Annotated in this window: 22 protein-coding genes and 1 pseudogene; 19 read left to right on the top strand and 4 right to left on the bottom strand. The window is 50.2% G+C overall.

Annotated features, from left to right (window positions below; translation table 11 throughout):
• Positions 1-93: 93 nt before the first annotated feature.
• Positions 94-282 (top strand): annotated as a pseudogene (locus tag ACIDE9_RS08780) (zinc ribbon domain-containing protein YjdM); the annotation flags it as partial.
• A 220-nt stretch (positions 283-502) separates the two neighbouring features.
• Complete coding sequence (gene pepN, locus ACIDE9_RS08775) at positions 503-3,109, top strand: aminopeptidase N (RefSeq protein WP_411994184.1); 2,607 nt, start codon at positions 503-505, stop codon at positions 3,107-3,109.
• A 49-nt stretch (positions 3,110-3,158) separates the two neighbouring features.
• Here pepN and asd read toward each other — a convergent pair whose 3' ends face one another.
• The 4 genes from asd to ilvB form a co-directional block, all read right to left on the bottom strand.
• Complete coding sequence (asd, locus tag ACIDE9_RS08770; protein ID WP_411994182.1) at positions 3,159-4,007, bottom strand: archaetidylserine decarboxylase; 849 nt, start codon at positions 4,005-4,007, stop codon at positions 3,159-3,161.
• 163 nt (positions 4,008-4,170) lie between these two features.
• A complete protein-coding gene (gene ilvC, locus ACIDE9_RS08765; RefSeq protein WP_411994180.1) occupies positions 4,171-5,187 on the bottom strand; it encodes a ketol-acid reductoisomerase in 1,017 nt (338 codons plus the stop codon).
• A gap of 55 nt (positions 5,188-5,242) precedes the next feature.
• Positions 5,243-5,734 carry an acetolactate synthase small subunit gene (gene ilvN, locus ACIDE9_RS08760; RefSeq protein ID WP_018987330.1) on the bottom strand — a complete coding sequence of 164 codons (492 nt, stop codon included), beginning with the start codon at positions 5,732-5,734 and terminating at the stop codon, positions 5,243-5,245.
• Positions 5,734-7,497: a biosynthetic-type acetolactate synthase large subunit gene (gene ilvB / locus ACIDE9_RS08755; RefSeq protein WP_194741395.1), complete on the bottom strand. Its 1,764-nt coding sequence runs from the start codon at positions 7,495-7,497 to the stop codon at positions 5,734-5,736. The genes ilvN and ilvB overlap by 1 nt, the downstream gene beginning before the upstream one ends.
• A gap of 205 nt (positions 7,498-7,702) precedes the next feature.
• On the opposite strand from ilvB, the gene ACIDE9_RS08750 reads away from it, so the two are divergent.
• The 17 genes from ACIDE9_RS08750 (at position 7,703) to ACIDE9_RS08670 (ending at position 26,035) form a co-directional block, all read left to right on the top strand.
• The gene (locus ACIDE9_RS08750) at positions 7,703-8,026 is read left to right on the top strand and encodes a hypothetical protein (RefSeq protein ID WP_194754825.1); all 324 of its coding nucleotides are present in this window, start codon (positions 7,703-7,705) and stop codon (positions 8,024-8,026) included.
• 64 nt (positions 8,027-8,090) lie between these two features.
• Positions 8,091-8,708, top strand: a complete 618-nt coding sequence (rpsD, locus tag ACIDE9_RS08745; protein ID WP_411994176.1) for a 30S ribosomal protein S4 — start codon at positions 8,091-8,093, stop codon at positions 8,706-8,708.
• 195 nt (positions 8,709-8,903) lie between these two features.
• Positions 8,904-9,143: a hemin uptake protein HemP gene (hemP, locus tag ACIDE9_RS08740; RefSeq protein WP_194754823.1), complete on the top strand. Its 240-nt coding sequence runs from the start codon at positions 8,904-8,906 to the stop codon at positions 9,141-9,143.
• A gap of 73 nt (positions 9,144-9,216) precedes the next feature.
• Positions 9,217-10,089, top strand: coding sequence for a TonB family protein (locus ACIDE9_RS08735; RefSeq protein ID WP_411994174.1), 873 nt, complete (start codon positions 9,217-9,219; stop codon positions 10,087-10,089).
• Between the two features lie 47 nt (positions 10,090-10,136).
• Positions 10,137-10,880: a MotA/TolQ/ExbB proton channel family protein gene (locus tag ACIDE9_RS08730; protein ID WP_194754822.1), complete on the top strand. Its 744-nt coding sequence runs from the start codon at positions 10,137-10,139 to the stop codon at positions 10,878-10,880.
• The gene (locus tag ACIDE9_RS08725; protein WP_019883433.1) at positions 10,880-11,296 is read left to right on the top strand and encodes an ExbD/TolR family protein; all 417 of its coding nucleotides are present in this window, start codon (positions 10,880-10,882) and stop codon (positions 11,294-11,296) included. The genes ACIDE9_RS08730 and ACIDE9_RS08725 overlap by 1 nt, the downstream gene beginning before the upstream one ends.
• A 21-nt stretch (positions 11,297-11,317) precedes the next feature.
• Entirely contained in the window at positions 11,318-12,457 is a 1,140-nt protein-coding gene (locus ACIDE9_RS08720; protein ID WP_411994172.1) for a PepSY-associated TM helix domain-containing protein, read from the top strand.
• A 79-nt stretch (positions 12,458-12,536) separates the two neighbouring features.
• Positions 12,537-12,743, top strand: a complete 207-nt coding sequence (locus tag ACIDE9_RS08715; RefSeq protein WP_194754820.1) for a hypothetical protein — start codon at positions 12,537-12,539, stop codon at positions 12,741-12,743.
• Positions 12,744-12,969: 226 nt separating this feature from the next.
• Complete coding sequence (locus tag ACIDE9_RS08710; RefSeq protein WP_411994170.1) at positions 12,970-13,518, top strand: HugZ family protein; 549 nt, start codon at positions 12,970-12,972, stop codon at positions 13,516-13,518.
• 17 nt (positions 13,519-13,535) lie between these two features.
• Positions 13,536-14,612, top strand: a complete 1,077-nt coding sequence (locus tag ACIDE9_RS08705) for a hemin-degrading factor (RefSeq protein WP_411994168.1) — start codon at positions 13,536-13,538, stop codon at positions 14,610-14,612.
• A gap of 2 nt (positions 14,613-14,614) precedes the next feature.
• The gene (locus ACIDE9_RS08700) at positions 14,615-15,532 is read left to right on the top strand and encodes a heme/hemin ABC transporter substrate-binding protein (protein WP_411994166.1); all 918 of its coding nucleotides are present in this window, start codon (positions 14,615-14,617) and stop codon (positions 15,530-15,532) included.
• A 23-nt stretch (positions 15,533-15,555) separates the two neighbouring features.
• Positions 15,556-16,590 carry a FecCD family ABC transporter permease gene (locus ACIDE9_RS08695; RefSeq protein ID WP_411994164.1) on the top strand — a complete coding sequence of 345 codons (1,035 nt, stop codon included), beginning with the start codon at positions 15,556-15,558 and terminating at the stop codon, positions 16,588-16,590.
• A gap of 1 nt (position 16,591) precedes the next feature.
• The gene (locus ACIDE9_RS08690; RefSeq protein WP_411994162.1) at positions 16,592-17,401 is read left to right on the top strand and encodes an ATP-binding cassette domain-containing protein; all 810 of its coding nucleotides are present in this window, start codon (positions 16,592-16,594) and stop codon (positions 17,399-17,401) included.
• 196 nt (positions 17,402-17,597) lie between these two features.
• On the top strand, positions 17,598-19,691 hold the full coding sequence (locus ACIDE9_RS08685) for a TonB-dependent siderophore receptor (protein ID WP_411994358.1): 2,094 nt from the start codon (positions 17,598-17,600) through the stop codon (positions 19,689-19,691).
• 317 nt (positions 19,692-20,008) lie between these two features.
• Positions 20,009-22,258, top strand: a complete 2,250-nt coding sequence (locus ACIDE9_RS08680; RefSeq protein WP_411994160.1) for a TonB-dependent receptor — start codon at positions 20,009-20,011, stop codon at positions 22,256-22,258.
• A 16-nt stretch (positions 22,259-22,274) separates the two neighbouring features.
• On the top strand, positions 22,275-23,573 hold the full coding sequence (locus tag ACIDE9_RS08675; protein ID WP_411994159.1) for a PepSY-associated TM helix domain-containing protein: 1,299 nt from the start codon (positions 22,275-22,277) through the stop codon (positions 23,571-23,573).
• Positions 23,574-23,761: 188 nt separating this feature from the next.
• Positions 23,762-26,035, top strand: coding sequence for a TonB-dependent receptor (locus tag ACIDE9_RS08670; protein WP_411994157.1), 2,274 nt, complete (start codon positions 23,762-23,764; stop codon positions 26,033-26,035).

Below are 26,035 nucleotides of genomic sequence, written 5' to 3'. Positions count from 1 at the left end.
AAAGCCATAATGAGTAATGGCGGAAGTGTAGCTGAAGTTGGGTTATAAAAAAGTCGGTGTCAGGCCTACAAGTGCTTTGATGGACTAAACAGCAACGAGCTTCAAAATGGCGATACTATCAATGTGATCAAAGACCTCAAAGTAAAAGGTTCTTCGTCCGTGGTAAAAGTCGGTACTAAAGTGAAAAATATCCGCCTGGTCGATGGTGATCATGATATCGACTGCGAGATTGATGGCTTTGGTGCGATGAAGTTAAAGTCGGAGTTTGTGAAGAAGGTTTAGTCTTTGGCACTAGAACCGCCTCTTTCTGAGGCGGATACTTAACACTGCTTGAATTATTAAGAGGTTTGTCGACATCATTCTCCTGCCTCGCCAAACTGGGCACCCGCTGCTCGATTCATGATAATTCGTAGCAACATTTGCATGCAATTGCATTAAACCAATTGGCCTGAGCCAACTCTCAAATATAATCCTTTATATTTCCTATTCTCAGGTTATCCAAATGCGAACCGAAAACGCTGTTGCACCAAAAACCATTTACCTCAAAGACTATACGCCTGCACCTTATAACGCTGCGCAGGTGAATCTGAGTTTTAACCTGTTGCCGGGTAAAACCATCGTCACGTCTGAAGTGAAGTATGTGAAAAACTCGGCGGGTGTTTCGAATGATCTGGTGCTGGATGGTGAAGATCAGAAAATTGTTTCTGTTGCGATTGATGGTCAGCCGTTTGATGGTTACACCGTGGCTGATGGGCAAATGACGATAGCCAATCCAGGCAATGAGTTTACGTTAACCATTGTCAGCGAGATTGACCCGGCAGCGAATACGGCGCTGGAGGGGTTGTATCAATCACAGGGTAACTATTGCACGCAGTGCGAGGCGGAAGGCTTCAGACGGATTACTTATTATCAGGATCGTCCGGATGTGCTGAGTGTGTTCACCGTGCGCATTGAGGCGGATGCCAAGTTGTATCCGGTGTTGCTCTCCAACGGTAATTTGCAGGAAGAGGGCGGTTTGCCAGATGGCCGTCATTTTCGCGTCTGGCATGATCCTTTCCCTAAACCTTGTTATTTGTTTGCGCTGGTGGCAGGCGATTTGCAGCGCGTGGCGGATACCTTTACCACCATGTCTGGCCGCAAGATGGATTTGCATATTTATGTGCGGGCGGGCGATGAAAAGCAGTGCGACCATGCGATGGAATCACTGAAAAAGTCGATGAAGTGGGATGAGGAAGTGTACGGCCGCGAGTATCAGCTCGACTTGTTCAATATCGTCGCGGTGAGCGATTTTAATATGGGCGCGATGGAAAACACCTCTCTCAATATTTTTAATACGGCGCTGGTATTGGCGCATCAGGAAACCGCGACCGACAGCGATTTTATGAGCGTGGAAGGCGTGATTGGTCACGAGTATTTCCACAACTGGACCGGTAACCGCGTGACATGCCGTGACTGGTTCCAGTTGTCGCTGAAAGAAGGCTTTACCGTATTCCGCGATCAGGAGTTCAGCTCGGATTTGAACTCGCGTGCGGTACAGCGGATTGACGATGTGAATGGCTTGCGTCGCTTGCAGTTTGCTGAAGATGGCAGCCCATTGGCGCACTCGGTGCAGCCGGACCAGTTTATCGAGATCAGCAACTTTTACACCAAAACCATTTATGAAAAAGGCGCTGAGCTGATCCGCATGCAGCATACGTTGCTGGGTGCGGAGACTTTCCGTAAAGCCACCGATTTGTATTTTGACCGTTATGACGGTCACGCTGTGACTTGTGATGATTTTGTGCAGTGTATGGCGGATGCGTCTGGTCGTGATTTGTCGCAATTTTTCCGCTGGTATAAACAGGCAGGGACGCCGACCTTGCAAGTGAGCAGCCAGTACGATGCAGTAAAGCAAAGCTATACACTGACTTTCAAGCAATCACAAGCTGATACGCCTGGACAAACCGATAAGCAACCGCTGCATATTCCAGTGGCAATTGGTTTGCTGGACGCACAAGGCAAAGAGATTCTGCCGACCCGCGTGCTGGAAGTCACTGCGCGCGAGCAATCATTCACGTTTGTCGATTTGCCGGGTAAACCTGTACCTTCCATTTTGCGTGGCTTCTCTGCGCCAGTGAAGCTAGAAACGGATTTAAGTGACGATGATTTGCGCTTGCTACAAGTGCACGACACTGACGGATTCAATAAATGGGAAGCGGGCCAGACATTGGCTTTGCGTACTATTCAGCGCGTCATGGCAGATCCACAAGCGGATATCAGCCAGTTTATTGCAGATGTAGGGACATTGATTGCGCAAGGCTTGAGCGGGCAGGGTGATAAAGCGCTGCTGGCGCGGGCCCTGAGTTTGCCGATGATAGGCGTGATCGGGCAATATCTGCCCGTCATAGACCCGGCAGCGATTGATGCGGCACGTACCAGCATCCTGACGCAGATTAAACGCGCGCATAAAGATGCATTAGCGGCGCTGTACGACGCGAATAGCAATCCGGGTACATTCTCAGTAACACCTGAAGCCATGGGCCGCCGTGCGTTGCAAAATGCGGTGCTGGAAATCCTCACCGTGACCAATGGCACTGGCTGCGCTGCACGTGCCAAAGCGCATTATGATGCGGCAGATAATATGACCGACAGGGTCGCCGCGCTGGCTTGCCTGGCCGATAGTACCCAGCCACAACGCGCAGAAGTGTTTGCTGACTTCTACCAGGCATTTGAAAACTATCCGCTGGTGGTCGATAAGTGGTTCTCGCTGCAAGCGCTGGCGAATCGCGAGGCGATTTTTGATGACCTGGCCATGTTGCGCAAGCATCCGGATTTCAATATCAAGAACCCAAACCGCGTGCGCTCACTGTATAGCACGTTTGCCATTAACAACCCGATCAAGTTCCACGATCCTAGCGGTAAAGGCTACGCTTTCTTGCGTGATGCGATTATCGAGCTCAACACGATTAACCCGCAGATTGCCGCACGCATGGTGACGCCATTGCGCGAGTGGAAGCGCTACACGCCAGCCTTGCAGGTTCAGATGAAAGCGGCGCTGGAAGCGATTCTGGCGACGCCTAACTTGTCTGGCGATGTGTTTGAGATCGTCAGCAAGAGTTTGAACGGCTAATAAAAAAAGCGGAGTTTACACTCCGCTTTTTTATAGCTTTCAGGGGGGGTTATTTGCCCATTGCTTCGCCCAGGCGTATCGGTTTGCCTGGGTGCCAGCTGCCATGAAAGTCCAGCACATCTTTTTCAAATAACATGACCACGGTAGAGCCCAGCAGGAAACGGCCCATTTCCTCGCCTTGTTTTAAGGTGATGTTGCGGTCACTGTAATCCCATTGCACCACTTTGCCAGGGCGTGGCGGGTTGATGATGCGGTCTTTGGCATCATGCCAGACGGTGGCCATGCTGCCGACAATGGTGGCGCCGACCAGCACCAATACAAACTTGCCATGCTGGGCAGATTCAAACGTACAGACTACGCGCTCATTACGCGCAAACAGGCCGGGCACGTTGGCGGCTGTGAGCGGATTCACTGAGAATAAATCCCCTGGCACATAAGTCATGCTCAATAGCTTGCCTTCGCAAGGCATATGGATGCGGTGGTAGTCTTTGGGGCTTAAATACAGGCAGGCAAAGCTGCCGCTATCGAAATTAGCCGCCAGTGTCGCATCGCCGCCGACGAGTGTCTGCGCTGTGTAATGATGCCCTTTGGCCTGGAAAATCTGGCCGTTTTCAATGTTGCCAAACTGGCTGATAGCGCCATCGACCGGGCAGACAAAAGCATTATTTGCTAGTGGTCTGGCACCTGATTTGAGTGGGCGGGTGAAGAATAGATTGAACGTTGCGTAGCTGCCAATATCGCCATTGAGCGCTTCTTCCATATTGACGTGGTACTTGTTGACAAACCAGCCGATAAACGCCGTGGTCAGGCGTCCAGCTTGCCAGTGCGCCAGCTTGCCAGCGGCGGCAGTCAGTAATTGTTTGGGGGCAATGTATTGCAGCAGAATGGCGAGTTTCACTTCTATCCCTTTTTAAGCAGTTCCAGTGTGTTGCAGAAACTTATTTTTATCATATATTTGTTCGTGATTTTACAAATAAAAAAGCACAGGCGATATATCAGCCTGTGCTTTTTGCCCACCGTTGTTTAATTAAACAGCGGTCAGCTTGGTTAAATTCCAAAAATTAGTTTTTAGATTGATCAACCAGTTTGTTTTTCGCGATCCAAGGCATCATGGCGCGCAGTTTGTTACCCACTTGCTCGATTGGGTGAGCAGCGTTCAAACGACGACGTGCAGTCATTTCTGGATAGTTAGTGCGGCCTTCCAGGATGAACTGTTTAGCGTAGTTGCCGTTCTGGATGTTAGCCAGGCACTGACGCATAGCTTCTTTAGATTGGCTATTGATCACTTGTGGGCCTGTTACGTACTCACCGTACTCCGCGTTGTTGGAGATGGAGTAGTTCATGTTGGCGATACCGCCTTCGTACATCAGGTCAACGATTAATTTCAGTTCGTGCAAGCACTCGAAGTAGGCCATTTCTGGCGCATAGCCAGCTTCAACCAAAGTTTCGAAACCAGCTTTAACCAGTTCAACCGCGCCACCACACAGTACTGCTTGTTCGCCGAACAAGTCGGTTTCTGTTTCTTCACGGAAGTCAGTCTCGATCACGCCACCTTTGGTGCCGCCGTTAGCTGCAGCGTAAGACAAAGCGATGTCTTTGGCTTTGCCAGACACGTTTTGGTAAACAGCGATCAGTGAAGGTACGCCGCCGCCTTTGAGGTACTCGGAACGCACAGTGTGGCCTGGGCCTTTAGGAGCGATCATGATCACGTCCAGATCAGCACGTGGCACGATTTGGTTGTAATGGATGTTGAAACCGTGGGCGAATGCCAGTGCAGCGCCTTTTTTCAGGTTAGGCGCGATTTCAGCATGGAAGATTTCTGCCATGGTTTCATCTGGCAGCAATACCATCACTACGTCAGCATCTTTAACTGCTGCTGCGATTTCCAGAGTGGTGTGGCCAGCGCCTTCAGCTTTAGCCCATGAGCCGCCGCCTTTACGCAAACCGATGGTGACGTTCACGCCGCTGTCACGCAGGTTAGCTGCGTGTGCATGGCCTTGTGAACCGTAGCCCACGATAGTCACTTTTTTGCCTTTAATGATGCTTAGGTCGGCATCTTTGTCGTAATAAACGTTCATGTCTGCTTTTGCCTTTCAATACAAATGCTTAGGTATAGTTTGAAAATACTGTCGATTAAACTTTGAGGATGCGGTCGCCACGACCAATGCCGGACGCGCCGGTACGCACGGTTTCCAGAATCGCGCTGCGGTCTATGGCTTCAATAAACGCATCCAGTTTGCTGCAAGAGCCGGTAAGCTCAATGGTGTAACTATTGTCGGCCACATCGATAATACGGCCGCGGAAAATGTCGCACATACGCTTCATTTCGTCTTTATGGACGCCGGTGGCTTTGACCTTGACCAGCATCAGTTCGCGCTCAATGTGCTTGCCATCGTTGAGGTCCAGCACTTTGACCACGTCAATCAACTTGTTGAGTTGCTTGATAATTTGTTCAATCACATCATCGGAGCCTGTCGTCACAATGGTCATGCGTGACAGGGTTGGGTCTTCGGTGACCGCGACCGTGAGTGATTCAATGTTGTAACCGCGTGCGGAAAACAGGCCTGCCACGCGTGACAGGGCACCTGCTTCGTTTTCCATCAGCAGTGAAATAATATGGCGCATTATTCTTCCCCTTTCAGGCGGCTGGCGGTGCGTGGGCTCAATACCATTTCGGATAGGCCCTTGCCGTTTTCAACCATAGGGAAGACGTTTTCGGCTTGGTCGGTTAAGAAGTTCATAAACACAAACTTGTCTTTTTTATCAAATGCTTCTTTGAGCGCGCCTTCTACATCGGCAGGGTTGGTAATGTTCATACCAACATGACCATAAGACTCGGCAAGTTTGACGAAGTCTGGCAGGCTGTCCATGTAAGACTCGGAGTAGCGGTTCTCGTAGAAGAACTCTTGCCACTGGCGCACCATACCCAGGTAACGGTTGTTGAGCAGGATGACCTTGATCGGCAAGCCGTATTGCGCACAGGTGGACAGCTCCTGGATGTTCATCTGGATGCTGCCTTCGCCGGTGATACAGGCTACTTGCGCATTTTTATCTGCAAACTGACAGCCCATGGCGTAGGGCAAGCCCACACCCATGGTGCCCAGGCCGCCGGAATTGATCCAGCGACGTGGTTTGTCAAATTTGTAGTATTGCGCAGCCCACATCTGGTGCTGGCCGACGTCAGACGTCACATAGGCTTCGCCTTTGGTGACTTCCCACAGTTTTTGTACCACGTATTGTGGCTTGATCACCGTGTCTGAATAGGCGTAATCCAGTGACTGGATGCCACGCCATTCGTTAATTTGCGTCCACCAGTCAGCGGTATCTGTGGTCTGGTTTTCTTCCTGTGACAGGATTTCATTCATGTCAGCTAATACGGACTGCACATCGCCCACAATTGGCACATCAACCTTCACGCGCTTGGAGATGCTGGAAGGATCAACGTCGATATGAATAATGGTACGTTTCTGGCCGGAGAAGTGTTTCGGGTTGCCAATCACACGGTCGTCAAAGCGCGCGCCTACCGCCAGCAACACGTCACAGTGCTGCATGGCCATGTTGGCTTCATAGGTGCCGTGCATGCCCAGCATGCCGACAAACTGCCGGTCTGTGGCTGGATAACCGCCCAGCCCCATCAGCGTGTTGGTGACTGGGAAGTTCAAGGCCTTGGCCAGTTTCACCAGCTCGGCTGCGCCATTACCCAATACCAGGCCACCGCCGGTGTAAATCATCGGACGTTTGGCACCCAGCAGTAACTTGACTGCTTTTTTGATCTGGCCGCTGTGGCCTTTCAAAATTGGGTTGTAAGAACGCATCTCTACCGTTTTCGGGTAGATGAAGTCTGCCACGTGCGCCGTGATATCTTTGGGAATATCGACCACGACCGGACCTGGACGGCCAGTTTTGGCAATGAAAAATGCTTTCTTGATGGTAGGCGCAATGTCTTTGACATGCTTGACCAGGAAGTTGTGTTTCACACAGGGGCGGGTCACGCCAACCATGTCGACTTCCTGGAATGCGTCCATGCCAATGGCCGGTACGGGTACCTGGCCACTGATGACCACCATAGGGATGGAGTCCATATAAGCCGTGGCAATACCCGTTACCGCATTGGTGGCACCTGGGCCGCTGGTGACCAAGGCGACGCCCACATCCCCTGTTGCACGTGAATAAGCATCTGCCGCGTGTACGGCTGCCTGTTCGTGGCGCACCAGAATGTGCTTGAAGCCATTCTGTTTATAGAGTGCGTCGTAAATGTGCAAGACCGCACCACCTGGATAGCCAAAGACGAATTTGACTTTTTCCTCATTCAGGCAGGAGACAACGATGTCCGCACCTGTCATGGATTTGGCGTGGGTGTCTGTCGCGGAGTGGGCTGAAGCGTCCATAAAACCTTGATTTTTCGGCTAATAATTGTTGAACCCTATACATTAGCTTGCTTTACTAATTTGGTCAAGATTGTCGATCAATCGGGCGGGTTGTTATCTCCAGGATGTTGGGTGTATGCCTAATAGCAGGAGGGACTTTGCTGGTGATTGCAAACAGTAGTTGACATTATAAATGAGAAACATTATCATTTGCATAAACGATTAAATGAAAGTCATTGCAATGCAAGTTGATTACGCAGCGCCAGCCAGTCATTTGTTTGATCCGGATTTGCCTACTGCCAGTGCGGTATTGGTTTCACTGAGTTGTGTGGCCACGCGCTATGCGGTGAATCCTTCTGAGGACCTGGCTTTGTTGGGTTGTAGCCTGGCGCAGACGCTGACAGCGCCTGAATATGCGGAAAGCGGGTTGATTCAATCCGCAGCCAAACAGTTGTTGCAGGATTGGCAAGCCTTGCTGCAGGCACATCAGGAGTTTGCGATGCAGCAGGCGGTGACTGATTTTGTGGCGCAGCCAGCTACGCTGCAGTAACAAGCGGCTGACGATAAATTTAAAAGATAGTAATAAAAGATAAATCAAGAAAGGCTATAGATTCATGGCAAGAACCACAGGACCCAGACTGAAGATTATGCGTGCATTGGGCGTAGAGCTGCCCGGGTTGTCACGTAAGTCGATTGAAAATCGCCCTAATCCACCAGGTCAGCATGGGCAGCAGGCGTCACGCCGCCGCCGTTCTGACTTTGCCGTCAAGCTGGTTGAAAAGCAGAAGATTCGTTTTAACTACGGTGTGAGCGAAAAGCAGATGCGTCGCCTGATCTTGGAAGCGCGTAAAGGCAGCGAGCCAACTGGTGAAAAATTGATGTCTTTGCTGGAGCGCCGCTTGGATAACGTGGTGTTTCGTGCGGGTTTCGCGCCTACAGGCATTGCTGCGCGTCAACTGGTGAACCATGGCCACGTGTTGCTCAACGGTAAATCAGCCAACATTGCCTCTATTCGTTTGCAAATTGGTGATGTGGTGACGGTGAAAGAAAAGAGCCGCAAGATCCCAATGGTGGTCGATGCCATGGCAACGCCTAGCTTGACGATTCCTGAGTGGTTGTCGGTAGAAGCAGCATCTGCAAGCGCAAAAATCGGTCATTTGCCGTCTATTGAAGATGTGCCGTTCCCGATTGATGTGCAGCAAGTGGTTGAGTATTACTCTAACCGCGTTTAATTTCACTGGCGGTCCTGATGCATCAGGGCTGTTGGTAAAGCATTTGAGCAATGCTCCTAACCCCAACATGTCATTGCTCAAATTAGGCGTGATTATTCATGCGCCAAATTACCCCTGGTAAGGGTGTTCCTTGAAATCCTATGCCGCGATGCTTTTGCATATAAGTCGGCCTTTTTTTAATTTGGATGTGAATGCATGACCAATCGCTTGCAATCATCATTAGGTAAAGCGCAAAATGCGGCCAGTGTTTCATCGCATCGTGTGCCGACCATTGAGGCGAGTCAATTGCTGGGTGAGGCCGGTGTATTGGCCATTGTGCATGGTGGTGATACTTATCAGTTGACCCGTACCAAACAGAATAAATTACTGTTGACCAAGTGTCATGCGCTGGCGGTGTCATCGCAGGCACAACAAGCACTGGTGCAACAAGATTAGTAGAGGTTTTGCGTGAACTGTGTATGTAATACTGGCAACCTGGGGTTGCCTTTTGTGGTTTTGATTGAGGAGTATGCGAATGGTGCAGCGTGAGTCTTTGCAGGGGTTGTCGTTAAAACCCGCACGTGCGTCAGCGCCCCAATTGCCTGAGTTGAGCCTGCATCGCCGCCAGTTGGGTGAGCTGGCAGGTATTTTCCGCTGGTCCGTGCTGGCGACCGAGGATTGGCTGCAACGCGATAAGCGCCAGGACTGGCATGGCTTGGGTATGTTGCTGGTGGTCGCTTTGCATGCGGCAGTCATTGCCTGGCTGGTCATGCATCAAGAGCCTGTCATCATTGAGCCTAAGCCGGAGCCGATGACAGTTTCCCTGATTACTTTGCCGGCCAAAAAAGAAGAAGCGCCTGCGCCAGAAGTGGTGCCTATCATCAAACAGCAGCCAGTTGTGAAACCCGTGATTAAACCTAAAGAAACGCCAGTGAAGCCGATAGAGCGCCCGGCGCCTGTGGTGGAGCGTATTGTCGAAACCACGCCAGACCAGCCGCGCTTTGAGGCCAGTACGCAACCTTCTGCGCCACCGCTGGAGACGCCTGTGGCTGCTGCGCCGAGCAAACCGGCACCGGTTGTTTCTGCACCTCCCAAGCAGGAGGTTGTAGAAAAAGAAGAGCCGCCAAAATTTGGTGTGGCTTACTTGCATAATCCAGCACCTGAGTATCCGCGACTGTCAAAGCGAGCTGGTGAAGAGGGTAAAGTATTGATGAAGGTACTCGTGTCTCCTGACGGGCGTCCAGAGTCGGTGGATGTTGTTAGTAGTAGTGGTTTTGAGCGCTTGGACAAGGCGGCTGTTAATGCGGTCACACAATGGCGTTTCGTGCCCGGACGCAAAGGTGACAAGACAGTCAGTGCCTACGTAAATGTACCGTTGTCATTCTCGCTGACGCAAGAATAAGCAAGTTTCAAGAGTTAAGTTAAGTTTCAAGTGAAAGGGAATTTTTGATGCAATCAACAAGTGGTTTGGCTTTTATCACCGAAGGCGGTGTGGTGTCGGTTTTGGTGGCGCTGATTTTACTGACGATGTCAGTGCTGAGCTGGTATTTCATTCTGGTCAAAACCTGGCAGGTATTCAAGCGCAAGCGTGACGTGTCTGCCTATGTGCGCCAGTTCTGGCGTAAAGCGACTTTGCAGGAAGCGCTGCAAGAGCCGCAACTGCAGTCCCCGGCATTTCGCCTGGCAGTGACCGCCGCTGAATCTACCCAGCATCACCAGCAATACGCTAGCCAGTCATTGGGCGCAGCTTGCAGCCAGGATGAGTTTATTGCACGCCAATTGCGCCGTACCTTGTCACAAGAGCAGGCAGCGTTAGAAAGCGGTTTGTCCGTGCTGGCTTCTGTGGGTAGCGTGGCACCATTTGTTGGTTTGTTCGGTACGGTGTGGGGGATTTACCACGCGCTGACAGCGATTGGCCAATCCGGTGTAGCCACCATTGATAAAGTGGCTGGCCCGGTGGGTGAAGCCTTGATTATGACGGCGATTGGCCTGGCCGTGGCGATTCCTGCGGTGCTGGCTTATAACGCTTTTATCAAGGCCAACCGCGGCATCATGGCTGAACTGGAAAGCTTTGCGCAAGATTTGCATACATTGCTGACAACTGGTGCGCCATTGGTGATTAAAAGCACAGCAAAACCAGCTAATGTTACCGAATTGCATGCCAAGGTAGCCAATAAAGGTGGCAATGTATGATGGGGCAAAATCCATTTAGCGCAGGTGAGCACACTCAGCCTATGAGTGAAATCAACACCACGCCGTTGGTGGATGTGATGTTGGTGCTGCTGGTGATTTTTATTATTACTGCGCCATTGCTGACGCATGCAGTGAAGATTGATTTGCCGCAAGCGACCTCGCAGCCGCTGGAAGAAAAGCCGGAAGTGATCGACCTGGCGGTCGATGTGGATGGCAAGATTTTCTGGAATGACAGCGAAGTGTCCGTTGCTGATTTATCTGCACGTATGACAGATGAAGCGGCCAAGCAACAACAGCCGGAATTGCAGATACGCGCTGATAAAAACACACGTTACCAGGTGTTGGCTGAAGTGTTGGCCAAGGCGCAAACCGCTGGCATGAAAAAAGTAGGCTTTGTCAGCCAGCCACAACCATAAGTCAGCAAACTGAGTATTTCTATGTTGACGCAGTCCTCTATCCGTACCTGGGCGTGGGTGCATAAATGGTCCAGCCTGGTTTGCACGGTGTTTATGTTATTGCTATGCCTGACCGGCCTGCCGCTGATCTTCCACCACGAGATTGGCGACTGGCTAGGCAATCATATTGAGACGCCGCAGATTGCGCACCAGGGGCCGCTGGCTAGTATGGATGCCTTGCTGGCAGCGGCCAAAAGCAAGCAACCTGGCATGGTGCCTTTGTATATGTACCGTGAAGAGGATGAGCCGCTGCAATGGGTCATTAGCATGGCTAAAACGGTGGATGCCGAGAGCGGGTTCAGGCAAGTGGTGCTGGACGCACGCACGGCACAAGTGTTGGGTGAGCCGCCGGTAGAAGAGGGCTTTATGTATGTCATGTTCAAGTTGCATGTCGACTTGTTCGCAGGCTTGCCGGGCATGCTGTTTCTGGGCTTGATGGGCTTTTTGCTGGTGATCGCGATTGTGTCGGGTGTGGTGCTGTATGCGCCGTTTATGCGTAAGCTGGCATTTGGTGAAATTCGCCGTCAGCGTGGCAAAAAACTCAAGCGGCTAGATGTGCATAATTTCCTTGGGATTGTTATCCTCAGTTGGACCCTGGTCGTGGCTGCCACCGGTGTGATAAATGCCTGGTCAGATTTATTGGTGAAATATTGGCAGTTTGACCAGATGTCGCAAATGATTGCGCCTTACAAAAATCTGCCGCCGCCGGAGAAATTTGCCTCATTGCAGGCCTCTGTACAGGTTGCGCAACAAACCGAACCAGACATGCAATTGGGCTTTATTGCCTTCCCCGGCACAGTCTATGCCAGTCCGCATCATTACGGTATTTTTATGCGTGGCGATTCACCAATCACCAAGCGCCTGTTTAAACCTGTGCTGGTCGATGCACGTACGGCAAGCTTGACCGATAGCCGTGACTTGCCATGGTACCTGGTGGCCTTGCTGATTTCGCAGCCACTGCATTTTGGGGATTATGGTGGCACCACTTTGAAATGGTTATGGGCGGTGCTGGATGTGATCACGATTGTTGTATTGTGGACCGGTCTGATGCTGTGGTGGAAAAAGCGGCATCAGTATGTGCCGGATATTCGTTCAAGAATTACGCTAAGCGAGGCTTATTAAAAAGCAAAGCCTGCTAAAGCGACACTGATCAAACGAGTGAAGCCTATGAAACGCAGTTTTTCTGTAGAGGTTGAGCAATATGGTGACGCACTTATTTATGCCTAATAAACAACTCTCCCAAATTTTTTTCTGGCCCTTGCTGATCGCCGTGATTTCACTGGCCGGGCTGATTTTTGCCCTCGTGTATGACGATGCGCGTGAGTGGCTGGCGAATGCCGCCATTGGCATCCCTGTGCTGGTCGCTATCTTTTTCTATTGGCTACAGCCACTCATCACACGTCGTTAAATTGCTGGCGGCTTGCTTTTGCGCAAGCGCTGCCATGACTCCCTGACTTTTCACAAAGACCTGCTTGAGCCTGCTGTTGGGAAGCATTAAATCATTATTGTAAATAATAATGATTATCATATAGAATATCATTAATTGCTGTGATGGCCTGTCGCAGTGTCAGCAAACGCTGTGTGAATAAAAACAATACGCAGTGTATTGCTTCATGAACAATAGGAGAAGTTGCATGAACGAGAACGAAAAGTTGCAATCCGTGGGCGAACAAGCCATTGCTTTTAAAGGCTTGTTTAAATCTGTGCAGTTGGCGACGACCAATGCCCAGGGCATTCCCGAGGCGAGTTATGCCGCGTTTGTTGAGCGCGATAACAAGTTTTATGTCTACGTGAGTGAGTTGGCGACGCATTGCGCTAATCTGCGTGAAACTGGCCGTTGTTCAGCCATGTTTATCGAGAGCGAAAAAGACGCTGGCCACCTGTTTGCCAGAAAACGCCTGGTGTTCAAATGTGACACGCAGGAAGTGGCCAGAAATACGGCCAAGTTTGATGAAGTGATGGCCTTGTTCTATGACAAGTTTGGCAAGTTCATGGATGCGATTGGCAAACTGACCGATTTTCATATGGTGGAATTGGCGCCAACGCATGGCAGTTATGTGGCTGGCTTTGCTAAGGCCTACCATTTGAATGGCCAGGATTTGCTGCAAATCACACACCGTAATGATCAAGGCCATGCTGCGCCAGACCAGGCCAGCCAGCAAAAACTGGACGAATTGGCTTAAGCCTGAGAGATGCCGTCATGAGTCACACGAGTGCGTTTATCCGTCAGCAATTTGTCATTGAGCGCCAGTCGGGCAAGGCGCGTCATCGAGATATTGCAGAAAAGCTGCAGATTTCTGAAGGCGAGCTGATTGCTGCGCACGTGGGTGCCGGACATGAGGAGCCCTTGATGCGCGCGACCCGCCTGCAGCCTGTGTGGCCAACGTTGATCAAATCGCTGGAGCCATTGGGCGAGGTGATGGCTTTAACGCGTAATCTTTCGTGTGTGCACGAAAAAACCGGCGTTTATACCAATGTGAGTGATAGCAATCACGTGGGGCTGGTGCTGGGGGCAGAAATTGATTTGCGCGCGTTTTATAGTCAATGGGCGCATGGCTTTGCCGTGTCAGAAACTGGCGAAAACGGTATTCAACAAAGCTTGCAGTTTTTTGATGCCAGCGGCACCGCTATCCATAAGGTCTTTATCAAACCGCAAAGTCATGTGGCAGCCTATGAGACTTTTGTGGCGCAGTTTGCGGATACAGACCAGCAGCCTGGATTGGTGCCCCTGCCAGCCGCCACGCCAGTTGCCGAGCAACCTGATGACAGTATTGATGTCGATGGTTTTCAGGCGGCCTGGGCAGCGTTGCAGGATACGCATGATTTTTTTGCCTTGTTAAAAAAGTTTGGTGTGTCACGCCTGCAGAGCATGCGCCTGGGCGAAGAGCGTTTTGTGCAGCAAATCAATCCCGCCGGTGCCCGTCAATTGCTGGAAACGGCTGCCAGCGACAACGTCGCCATCATGATTTTTGTCGGTAATCCGGGCATGATCCAGATTCACTCTGGCCTGGTAAACAAGATTGCGGTGATGGGCCCGTGGCTCAATGTGCTGGATCCCGGTTTTAACCTGCATTTGCGTGAAGACCATATTGCCAGTGCATGGATTGTGCGTAAGCCAACCGTCGATGGCTTGGTGACTTCACTGGAGTTGTTTGATCGGCATGGCGAAGTGATTGCGATGTTTTTTGGTGAGCGCAAACCTGGCAAACCAGAACTTGCTACATGGCGGACATTGGTTGAAGGTCTGCTCAATGATAATGCGTTATGTCTGAGTTAAATATGTCATTTTTAAATATGTCCCAAGACGATCTGGCAACCACACCCGCTCGCCGCACCTTCTTGTTGCAGGCAGGGGCGCTGGCTGCCAGTGTTTGCCTGCCGCAAACGCTATGGGCGGCGGATAAAAAATCTGCACGCCGTATTGTCAGTATCGGTGGTGCGCTGACGGAGATTATTTATGCCTTGGGAGCTAGTCAGGAGCTGGCGGGGGTAGATACCACCTCGCTGTATCCAGAGGCGGCAACCAAGCTGCCGAGTGTGGGCTATGCACGCACTTTATCCAGCGAGGGCATTCTGGCATTGGCGCCTAATCACGTGGTTGCGACTGAGGATGCCGGGCCGCCTGCGGTGCTGCGTCAGATTAGTGCTGCGGGCGTGCCGGTCACTATTTTGGCCGCGAATGATAAATTTGAAGGCGTGCTGGATCGCGTTGCTCGACTGGGCATCTTGATTGACCGCCCAACACAGGCAGCACAACTGGTCGAAAAAATGAAAGCTGACTGGCAGCGTGCACGTGAGCCTATCCTGGCCCGCAAATCGCCTGCGCCACGTGTGCTCTTTATCCTTTCGCATAGTCCGGGCCAGGTCATGGTTGGCGGCAAGGGCAGCAGCGCCGAAGCCATGCTGCATTATGTGGGTGCACAAAATGCCGTGCAGGGGTTCGATGGCTTCAAGCCATTGACGCCGGAGGCAGTTATTGCGGCCCAGCCGGATGTGGTGTTATTTACTGACCAGGGCTTGAGTATTGTCGGCGGGATTGATGGCGTATTGAAGCTGCCGGGCGTGGCGCAAACACCTGCGGGACAAAAGCGTCGCGTGGCCTCGCTGGAAGCGATGTTTATGCTGGGTTTTGGTCCGCGCATGCCACAAGCACTGACAGCGCTGGATAACGCATTGCTGAAGGTGATGAGTACATGAGTGCGGCGGTAGGAGCGATATCCTTGACTTCGCGTTTCACCACCGGCCTGCTCAACAGGCCGGTCTGGTTTTTATGGGTAGTGTTGCTGCTCTGTTTTTGGGTGGCGGCCTGGGCGGGGGCAGTGCCTGTCACGGCGGATGACTGGCGCGTGTTGTGGCGTCACGAAGAGCCGCTCACCAGTGGTGCCTATGTGCTGTGGAACCTGCGTTTGCCGCGCATCTTGTTTGCGGCTTTGGTGGGTGCAGTGCTTGGCTTGTCTGGCGCATTAACGCAAGGCCTGTTTCGTAATCCGCTGGCTGATCCTGGTCTGTTGGGTGTTACCAGTGGCGCCGCCTGTGCCGCCGCCTTGACCATTGTGGTGCTCGCGGGCAGTGGTATTGATATCCCAATTGCCTGGCGTTTTTGGGTGCTACCGCTGACGGCGTTTGCGGGTGCTGTGGGTGTGTGTTTGCTGCTGGATACGGTCGCGCGCTGGCTCACAGCAGATTCTATCGCAGGACTGTTGTTGACGGGTATTGCCTTGAATGCATTAGCTGCAGCCATTATCGGCTTGTGTACTTACCTAGCCACAGACGAACAATTACGCAGCCTGACCTTTTGGACGCTAGGCTCCCTGGCCGGCGGCAGTTGGCCATTGGTGGGGACGCTGTCGGTGTTGCTGCTGGCGGCCATCTGGTATGTACGGCGGCTGGTCAGTGCCATGAATGCGTTGGCGCTGGGTGAAGCCACCGCTGCGCACGTGGGTATTAATGTACGGCATTTGCGCCGTCGCGTGATTATCCTGGTCGCGCTGTTATCTGGTTTTGCGGTCGCCTGGTGTGGTGTCATCGGGTTTATCGGCCTGGTTGCACCGCATATCGTGCGATTAGTGGTCGGGCCTGACCAACGCCGTATGGCACCACTGGCCATGCTGGTGGGTGCCATCATTCTGCTGGTGGCGGATACTACCGCCCGAACCGTGGCTATCCCGGCAGAAATCCCGGTGGGCATCTTTACTGCCCTGCTAGGCGCGCCTTTCTTTCTTGTGCTGCTCACCAGTGTCAGAAAAGGAGGCTAACATGATCCATACCGTACAAAGCCACAGTATGTTGTCACTCGACCGAGTCACCGTGAAACTTGGTCAACGTACGTTTGGCCCTTTTTCATTTGCCATTCAGCCCGGAGAGCGTGTGGCCGTATTGGGCCCCAGCGGGGCGGGCAAGTCGACCTTGCTTAAACTGCTTGCGCGTGAGCTAAGCCCGGCGAGTGGCCACGCAGGCTTTTGCCAGCAACCACTCCAAGGCTGGTCGCTGCCAGATTTAAGCCGCCGTCGTGCCATCTTGCCGCAGTCGCATGAGGTCGCATTCGGGTTGCCCGTAGACTTGGTCATTGGATTGGGCCGTGTGTCGCGCATGCATGATCCATCGCTGGCCTCCATTGTGCAGCAAGCGGCCGAGCAGGCCTGCGCCGCGCATCTACTGGGCCGCCGGTTTGACACGTTGTCAGGCGGTGAAAAAGCACGCGTACAAATGGCGCGCGTGTTTGCACAGCTATGGGACGTAGAGCAGGGTTTGTTGCTGGTAGATGAGCCGTTGGCCGCGCTGGATCCCGGCTTGCAGTTCAGTTTGATGGAAGCGATTTATACGTTTGCCGCCAAACGCGGTCACGCCATCCTGGCCATCTTGCATGATATTAATCAGGCCTTGCAAGGCTTTGAGCGTTTGATATTTATCAAGCATGGCGCCATGGTAGGTGACTATCAAACCCCACATGTCACTTTACCATTGCTAGAGGCATTGTATGACGTTAACCTGGCCTGTGCCGTGACCGAAGAGGGCGAAATGATTGTCGCACCTAGCTTGCAACGGAAGGTTGTCGCTGAGTGTTAGCACGGTTTTACATGGGCGCATGACTCTCGCCTATCTTGTCTTCTTGATGTTTTTAATGAGAATTGTTATCATTTAAGGCTTTAGTGCAAGCCAACGAGTTTTTCTCCTGTAGCCAGCAATTAACTCACAGGGGAGTCTCGTGCACAGTCCACAATTACAATATTCATTTCGTCGTCGTAGCCTGGTAGCTGCATTGATGCTGGCGATGCCTTATCTGGCTTATGCTGAAGACTCAGCACGCAAAGAAGAAGTTGAGTCTCTGCCAGAGGTGAAGGTCACTTCCCAAGCAGAAAAAGATCGGCCTTCGGAAAAAACAAAGTCCTATACCGTTAAATCTACCGCAACGGCTACCCGTCTAAATACTAGTATCCGGGACACGCCACAATCTATCTCCGTGGTTACACGCGAGCAGTTAGATGATTTTCGTGTCTTGACCGTCAATGATGCATTGTCTTACGCAACCGGCATTAAAGTTGAGCAGTTTGAGACAGACCGTACCGAATATACCTCACGTGGTTTTAATATCACCAACTTTCAGGTAGATGGCCTGAGCACGCCGATTAGTTTTAGCGGGACAAATTACGGCGATCTGGATATTGCCACGTATGACCGTATTGAAGTGCTGCGTGGCGCCAATGGCTTGTTAACGGGTCCTGGCAATCCTTCTGCAACCATCAATTTTATTCGTAAACGTGCGACAAGAGATTTTCAGGCTAAAGCCAGCGCCTCCCTTGGTTCTTGGGATAACAGGCGCCTGGATGCCGATATTTCGGGCGCTTTGAATAGTGATGGCAGTGTACGTGCGCGCTTGGTCGCAGCTCATCAGGAGAAGAACTCTTATCTTGACCGTTACAGTAGTACACGAGATGTTGTCTACGGCATTGTTGAGGCAGACCTCACAGAGAACACCAGTTTCTCAATTGGCCATACCTATCAAAGAAACGACGCCAGCGGCAATATGTTTGGTGGTTTGACTTTATTGTATTCCGATGGCAGCAAGCGCCCTTACAAAGTGTCTGATTCGACCGCGCCGAGCTGGAGTCAGCGGAATGTGGATACCAATATCAGTTTTGCTGAGTTAACGCATTACTTTAATAACGAATGGAAGATGAAAGGCCAGCTCACACAAAAGGCAGTCACCTCTGCTGGACCGCATGATTATGTGGATGGTAGCGAAGACCGGACCACTGGCCTTGGCTTAAAAACCAATCCTTTCTTCTATACCTTCAAGACACAAGATTATGTGGCGGATATTTATGCCAATGGGCCGTTTGAGTTGGCTGGCCGCAAGCATGAGTTGGTCGTTGGTACCACTTTAAGCCGCAGTAATATGAGGGAGTTTTCTCGCAGTGTGGCGGGCGTGCCACTCGACAGCTTTGACGCTGCGGGGGATGTTCCTTATCCTGCATTTGGGGCTGAAAGTAAAAGCTCCGACTATTCGACTAGAACGACCAATATTTATACTGCTGCCAAGTTGAACCCGGCTGAGGGTTTAAAAGTCACCGTGGGCGGCAATTTGTTAAGCTACAAATTGGAAGGCAATGCTTATGGCGTGCCTCAGGAGGCCAAGGAAGATAATAAATTTACCCCTTATGTGGGTGCAATATATGATTTGACCAATGCGCATTCGTTATATGCCAGCTACGCGGGCATTTACAGGCCGCAAATTGAGTTGGGCACCAACGGCAAAGTGCTTGCGCCATTACAAGGGAGAAACTATGAAATGGGTGTTAAAAGTGAGTGGTTTAACAAGGCGTTGAATAGTTCGTTTGCATTGTTTAAAACCGAACAGGAAAATCAAGCAGTATACAGTTCTCAGTCGACACCCGCTAAGTCGGTGTATGAGGCCATAGAAGCGATGAGCAAAGGCTATGAGTTTGATGTTTCCGGTGAAGTGAATGACCATTTGAGCATGAGTGCAGGCTATACACGCTTGACGAGTATTAAAGGGCAGGGTGGGGCGAGTGCAAACACTTACACGCCCAAGCATATGGCGCATTTGAGCCTGGTGTATAAAGTGCCATTTGTGCAGAATTTAAAAGTCGGCGCAAGCGTCAATTGGCAGAGTGACATCTATGTGGATATTGGCACCGTGCGCTATGTGCAAGATAGTTACGCTGTTTTAAACCTGATGGCTAATTATAAAATCGACAATCACTGGGATGCTGCCGTCAATGTCTATAACGTGACAGATGAAAAGTATTTGTCGAGCTTTAGATATTCCGCGTATGGACAAGCTTTTTACGCAGCACCAGTGAATGCAATGGCTACGCTTACCTGGAAATATTAACCAAGAAAATCATATGGGTATTTTAGTGATTGGCTTGGCTTAAGAATGGCATGATAAACGTTGGCTGTTAAGGCTCGCACAGGAAAGTGACATTGTCGGGGTGACCTTGCAACATCCGCTTAATCCATCAGTTGTTTTTATGCAAAATAATTATCGAGATAGGTGTTTTTGTGTAAAATAGCTTGTGTTAATAAATGAGAATTATTATCATCAATTCATGTAAATAGCTGGCAATCAAATAAGCTAAAAAAGGCTACTGAACATTCAGTAGCCTTTTTTTATTGATGGTAATTTTTTAAGGAATGATGAGAGCTTGAATGATCTTTATAGATAAAAGTGGCGTTTCCAATATGCAGTTTCTACCAAAAAAGACCGTTGTGGCTGTCATGTTGGCCTTTGCTGCAGTCCCTGTATTTGCACAAGATGCTGCATCTGATAAAGATGATACGGTCACGTTGGAAGAGGTGAAGGTAAAAGCGTCGGCTGATGCAAACGCCAAAGGCTTGATGAAGCCATATGCTGGTGGCCAGATGGCGAAAGGCGGCCGTGTTGGGGTGATGGGTAACCAAGATGCAATGGATACGCCATTCTCAATCAATGCTTACACCAATGAGCTCATTCAGAACCAGCAAGCGAAGAGTGTTGGAGATGTTTTGTTAAATGACCCATCTGTACGTGTTGCACGCGGTTTTGGTAACTTCCAGGAATCTTATTTCATTCGTGGTTTTCAGCTGTATTCAGACAGTGTTGCGTATAACGGTTTGTATGGCTTGTTACCCAGGCAATATATTGCAGCAGAACTTTTTGAGCGTGTAGAAGTGTTACGTGGCGCTTCAGCTTTCTTGAATGGTTCTAGCCCGAATGGCGACGGCATCGGCGGTTCTATTTCATTGTTGCCGAAACGCGCACCCAATGAGCCATTAAGCGTGGTGAATGCTGGCTGGAGCTCTGGTAACCAGCAATTAATTTCTGCCGATGTGGCCAGGCGCTTTGGGCCAGATGATCGTGCTGGTGTTCGACTGAATGTTTCCAAGCGTGATGGCGGTACAGCGGTTGATAAAGAACATGCTGATGTGGACTTGGTTTCATTGGCGTTAGATTGGCGCGGTGAGAAATTACGCTTGTCTGGTGATATTGGTTATCAGGATAACCACTTAAAGCAAACGCGCACCAATGTTTCTCTGGCGTCAGGTATAAATGTACCTCGTGCCCCCAAAAGTGATACGAACTGGGCACAGCCATGGTCATATTCTAATGAGAGAGACACATTCGGGAGCTTGCGTGGTGAGTATGATTTGACCGGAAAAGTGACTGCTTATTTTGCTGGCGGATTCCGTGAATCACATGAAGCCAACTCTCTGGCTAACTTGACGGTTAGTAATGCTGCAACAGGTGCAGGTAGCCTGTATCGATTTGACAATACCAGAGAAGACTCTGTGAGAACTGGTGAAGTAGGCGTCAAGGGCAAATTTGAAACAGGTTCGATTGGGCACGATGTGGTTCTGAATGCGAACTTATATCACTTTGAGAAAAAAGCAGCTTATACATTTGATTTTAGTGGCACTTCAGTCAGTACTAATTTGTATTCGCCAGTTTACGCCTCACTGCCGGCCTTTACTGCAACTGCTGGTTCAGGCGGTGTGCTCAATAATCCAAAGACGACAGGCAGAACGATATTGCGAAGTGTTGCACTGGGTGACACAGTGTCTATGCTGGACAATCAGCTATTGCTGACGTTGGGGGTGAGACATCAGCAAATAGTCGGTACAACTTATACCTACGATGGCGTGTTTGATGATGCTTATGATAAGAGCAAGTTAAGTCCGGTATTGGGTGCCGTGGTAAAACCTTGGGACGGTATCTCCCTGTATGCCAATTATATTGAAGGTTTATCGCAAGGCGCGACTGCACCGGCATCAACAGTGTCTCAGCCAATCTCAAACCCTGGGCAGACGCTTGCTCCTTATGTATCCAAACAAAAAGAAGTGGGTGCTAAGTTTGACTTTGGTAAGGTTCGCGTGACTACCGCTTACTTTACAACTGAGAAGCCACGTGGATTTGTCAATGCGGCGGATGTATTTACCTCACAAGGTAAAGAGGAGCATCAAGGGGTTGAGTTGATGACTTATGGTCAAATTTTACCAAGCCTGCGCGTGCTAGGCGGGATTACCTGGTTGGATGCTAAGCAGAAAAACACTGATGATGCTGCTTCTGAAGGTAAGCAAACCATCGGTGTGCCGGATCGACAAGCTAACCTGGGGATGGAGTGGGATGCATTTATGGTGCCAGGTTTAACTTTTGATGCGCGTGTGATTGCTACTGGTCATGTATATGTCGATAGTGATAATACGCAACGTGCTCCAGGCTGGACTCGGTTAGATATCGGAGCGAGATATGCAACCGAAATTAAAGGGCATTTATTGACTGTACGCAGTCGTATTGATAACGTAACAGACCGAGATTACTGGGCTTCCGCAGGTGGTTATGCTGGTACTACCTCTAATTCTGGGTATTTGGTATTAGGCGCTCCACGCACTGTGACGATTAGTGCACAACTTGATTTCTAGTTTGAGGTGATGTGATTTGCGTTCGTCTTTGTTATTGATTCATCGCTGGCTAGGCCTGGCAAGCGCCTTATTCTTATTGCTTGCCGGCCTGACTGGCGCAGTGATTTCCTGGGATCATGAGCTAGACGAGTGGCTGAATCCCGCGTGGATGTATAGTGAGTCACAAGGGTTGCATCAATCGACACTCGTGCTTGCAAAACAGGTGGCTGAGCGCTATCCGCAAGTGCAGGTCAGTTCTATTCCGCTGACAGTGGAGCCGGGGCATACGCTGGCGATTGGTGTACGGCCGCTACCGAACCCTCCCAATGGCCTTGCGCCAGTCAAGTTTAACCAGGTGTTTCTTGACCCCGTGACTGGTGAAGAGTTGGGTAAGCGTGAATGGGGTGCGGTGTGGCCTGTGGATCGTACCAATGCAGTCTCTTTCCTGTATAAGCTACATTACAGCCTGCACCTACCCGAAATGTGGGGCATAGACCGCTGGGGCATCTGGTTATTGGGTGGCGTGGCGATTATTTGGCTGATTGATAGTTTTGTGGGCTTTTACCTCACTTTGCCCAAGTCTGCCAATAAACCCAAGACCAAACTGCACAAAGCACAACGTCATCCTCATCAAGCAACATTTTGGCAGCGCTGGTGGCCAGCCTGGAAAATGCGCTGGAACAGCAGTACACACAAACGTTACTTTGACATGCATAGGGCATTTGGCTTGTGGACATGGATATTGCTGATTATTCTGGCATTTTCAGCCTTGGCGCTTAACCTGCGGCGGGAAGTCTTTATGCCGGTGATGAGGTCTGCTTTTACGTTGACGCCAACGCCTTCTGATTTGCGTCCGCGCTTACCCGTTGCACAGCAATTGCCACCAATAGTGAGTTATGAACAGGTATTGGCATTGGCTGTAGAGGAGGCGCGAGTTCAACATTGGCAAGAGCCTGTGGGACGCATTTCATACAGCGCGGCTTTCCAGCTGTTTAATGTCGATTTTTATTATCCTGAGGCGGACCATGGCGTTGCTGGCGCGGGGCATAAACGATTGTATTACGATGGTGTGGACGGACATTTTGTAGGTAAGCGTATTCCATGGGAAGGCACGGTGGGGGATGTCATCGTACAAGCGCAGTTTCCATTGCACTCTGGCCGTATTCTTGGCGTGCCGGGTAGGGTGCTGATCTCTGTGATGGGGCTGGTGGTCGCGATGTTGTCAGTAACAGGTATTTATCTCTGGTGGAAGAAGCGAAAAGCCAGGCAAGTTTCAAAGGTCATTGTGCGGGAGTCGTTCATTGGGGCGCATAGATCAAAGCGGTTGGCTCGTTAATCACTTCCCTCAATAGTCTGCTAATTAGCAGACTATTTCTATGTATATCAATATACTAGCAAGCTATCTTTAATTGCTTTCAAAAATGAGAATTGTTATCATTAGCGATTAAGCAATTTGCAAGCCAACGACTATTGTTTCCAGTAGCCAGCAATCCAAATAACACAAGAGTGAATTAGGGAAAGATTATGCCATCCGGCTTTAACAAAAAAACCATGACATTGGCGCTGATGATGGCGCTACCAGCAGTTGCAATGGCTGCTGATGAAGAGAAAAAAACAGATGCTGCACAAACAATGACCGAGGTTGAGGTTAAGTCTAAGCGCGTTCAAGATGCACCCAATAAAGGTTATCAGGCGACTAAAACCCGTGTAGGTAAAACTTGGCAAGATCCGCAAGATGTGCCGCAGGCCGTGACTACCCTGACCCGGGAGTTGCTGCACGATCAGCAAGTGGGCTCCTTGCGTGAGGCCTTGCGTAATGTAGTGGGACTGTCTGTGAACGCTGCCGAAGGTGGTCGCGCTGGTGATAACTTCAACCTGCGTGGTTTCTATACTTTCGGTGATATTTATCTGGATAACATGCGTGACACTGCGCAGTACAACCGTGAAACCTTTAACCTCGAGCAGGTAGATGTATTGCGTGGTTCTGCAGCGATGTTGTTTGGTCGTGGTCAAGCGGGTGGTGTGATTAACCAGGTCAGCAAGATGGCTGAACTGCGTGATAAAAATACGATTACAGGTAGTGCGGGTAATTACGATTATCATCAGTTTACCGGTGACTTTAACAAGCAGCTGACTGAAACTGCTGCGATTCGTGTCAATGTCATGGACAGACATGATGAAACTTATCGTAAAAACCCAACGACGGGTGACCGACCATCATTTGACCGCAAAGGGATTGCTGTAAGCTTTGGTGCAGGTATCGGAACTGAAAATGAGTTCTTCTTGAATCATATTTACACACAAACACGTGATGTGCCTGATTTTGGCATTCGATTCTTGAATAAACGCCCTCTCAGCAGTAGCAGTGATGGCCGCTCTGATCGCACCTTTTGGGGCAGCAATAACAACTTTGATGATAGTGATACACGGATTACTACAGGTATCTTTACCCATAAGTTTAGTGATGATACCCAGTTAAGAACACAGTTAAGACAAGCAGAGTATCAACGCGGATATTGGGCAAAAACGCCTGCGAATGCCTTGCCAACAGCGAATGATGCCGTTGGCGGTAACGTGACACGAAAAATGGATTACAAAACGCTTAATCTGCAATCTGACTTTAGTACCAAATTTGAGCTTGCTGGCATGAAGCATTCTTTGTTGACTGGTATGGAGTATTTAAAAGAAGACTCATATCGTCACACTTTGCAAGCATTTGATCCAGTCACAGGTTTGCCTTATACCCAAACCACCAATGCGGCATTGAATGCGGCCATCGCAGCAAATCCAAATGGTGTGACATTTAACCGTCATATCGCTAGTGCGTATATCGGAACGCCGACCGAATTTAATGCAGATAATTACGCTTTGTATGTGCAAGACAGTGTCGAAGTTGTGAAAAACTGGACTGTGCTGGCGGGGATTCGACGTGACAAAATGGATGCCGATTACTCCAGTGCAACCTCGCCGAAACTCAAATACTATGAGAACAGTTATCGCACAGGGTTGTCATGGCAGCCGAATGCTGACCGTCATTACTATTTAACCTTTAGTGACTCCTTTAGTCCAACCGCAGATTTGTACCAGCTATCAGTGCAGAAGTTGCCACCTGAGCGTGCACGTACGTTGGAGTTAGGTACTAAATGGCTGTTTATGGATGGCGATTTGGCTGTACGAACTGCATTGTTTACCACGACGAAAGACTGGGAGCGAAATACTGACTTGGAATCCACGGCGGCTATTTTGACTAAGCGTCGCCGTACCAATGGTGTTGAGTTTGAAGTCACAGGTAAAATTACAGACCGTTGGGATATGTTTGCAGGGTTTGCTTTGCTGGATGCGCGTATTATCAATGTGGCGGAAAATGTGAATGCGACCACTGGTGCTATTACGTATGCTGATTCAAGGTTTGAAGGCGAGCGCGCTCGTAATACGCCGATTGGCACCTTTAATTTATGGACAACCTATGCGCTCACCGAAGCTTGGAAAGTTGGTGGTGGTGTTGAGGCAAAAGGTGAGCGTTATGCTTATGTACCATCAGCAGCGAGCGGAACTGGTCAAGGACAAACAGGCGCTGTAGGTGGAGTTTTTCAGAACGGCGTATTCGATCCAAACAAAGCACCCGGTTACGCCCGTGTTGACCTCATGGCGACTTATGAACAACCTAAATGGGCTGTACGTTTGAATGTCAAGAATTTGCTCAACAAAGTGTATTATGACGCAGTGTATGACAATGGTGGTTTGGTGACTCCTGGTAATGGTCGCCAGGCGATCATTACCACTGAGTATAAATTCTAG

Origin of the sequence: Methylophilus sp. 'Pure River' (assembly GCF_046765995.1) — a bacterium.
Taxonomy (GTDB): Bacteria; Pseudomonadota; Gammaproteobacteria; order Burkholderiales; family Methylophilaceae; genus Methylophilus.
The sequence above is the reverse complement of the archived record's forward strand: the minus strand, read 5'-3'. Positions and strand labels throughout refer to the sequence as shown.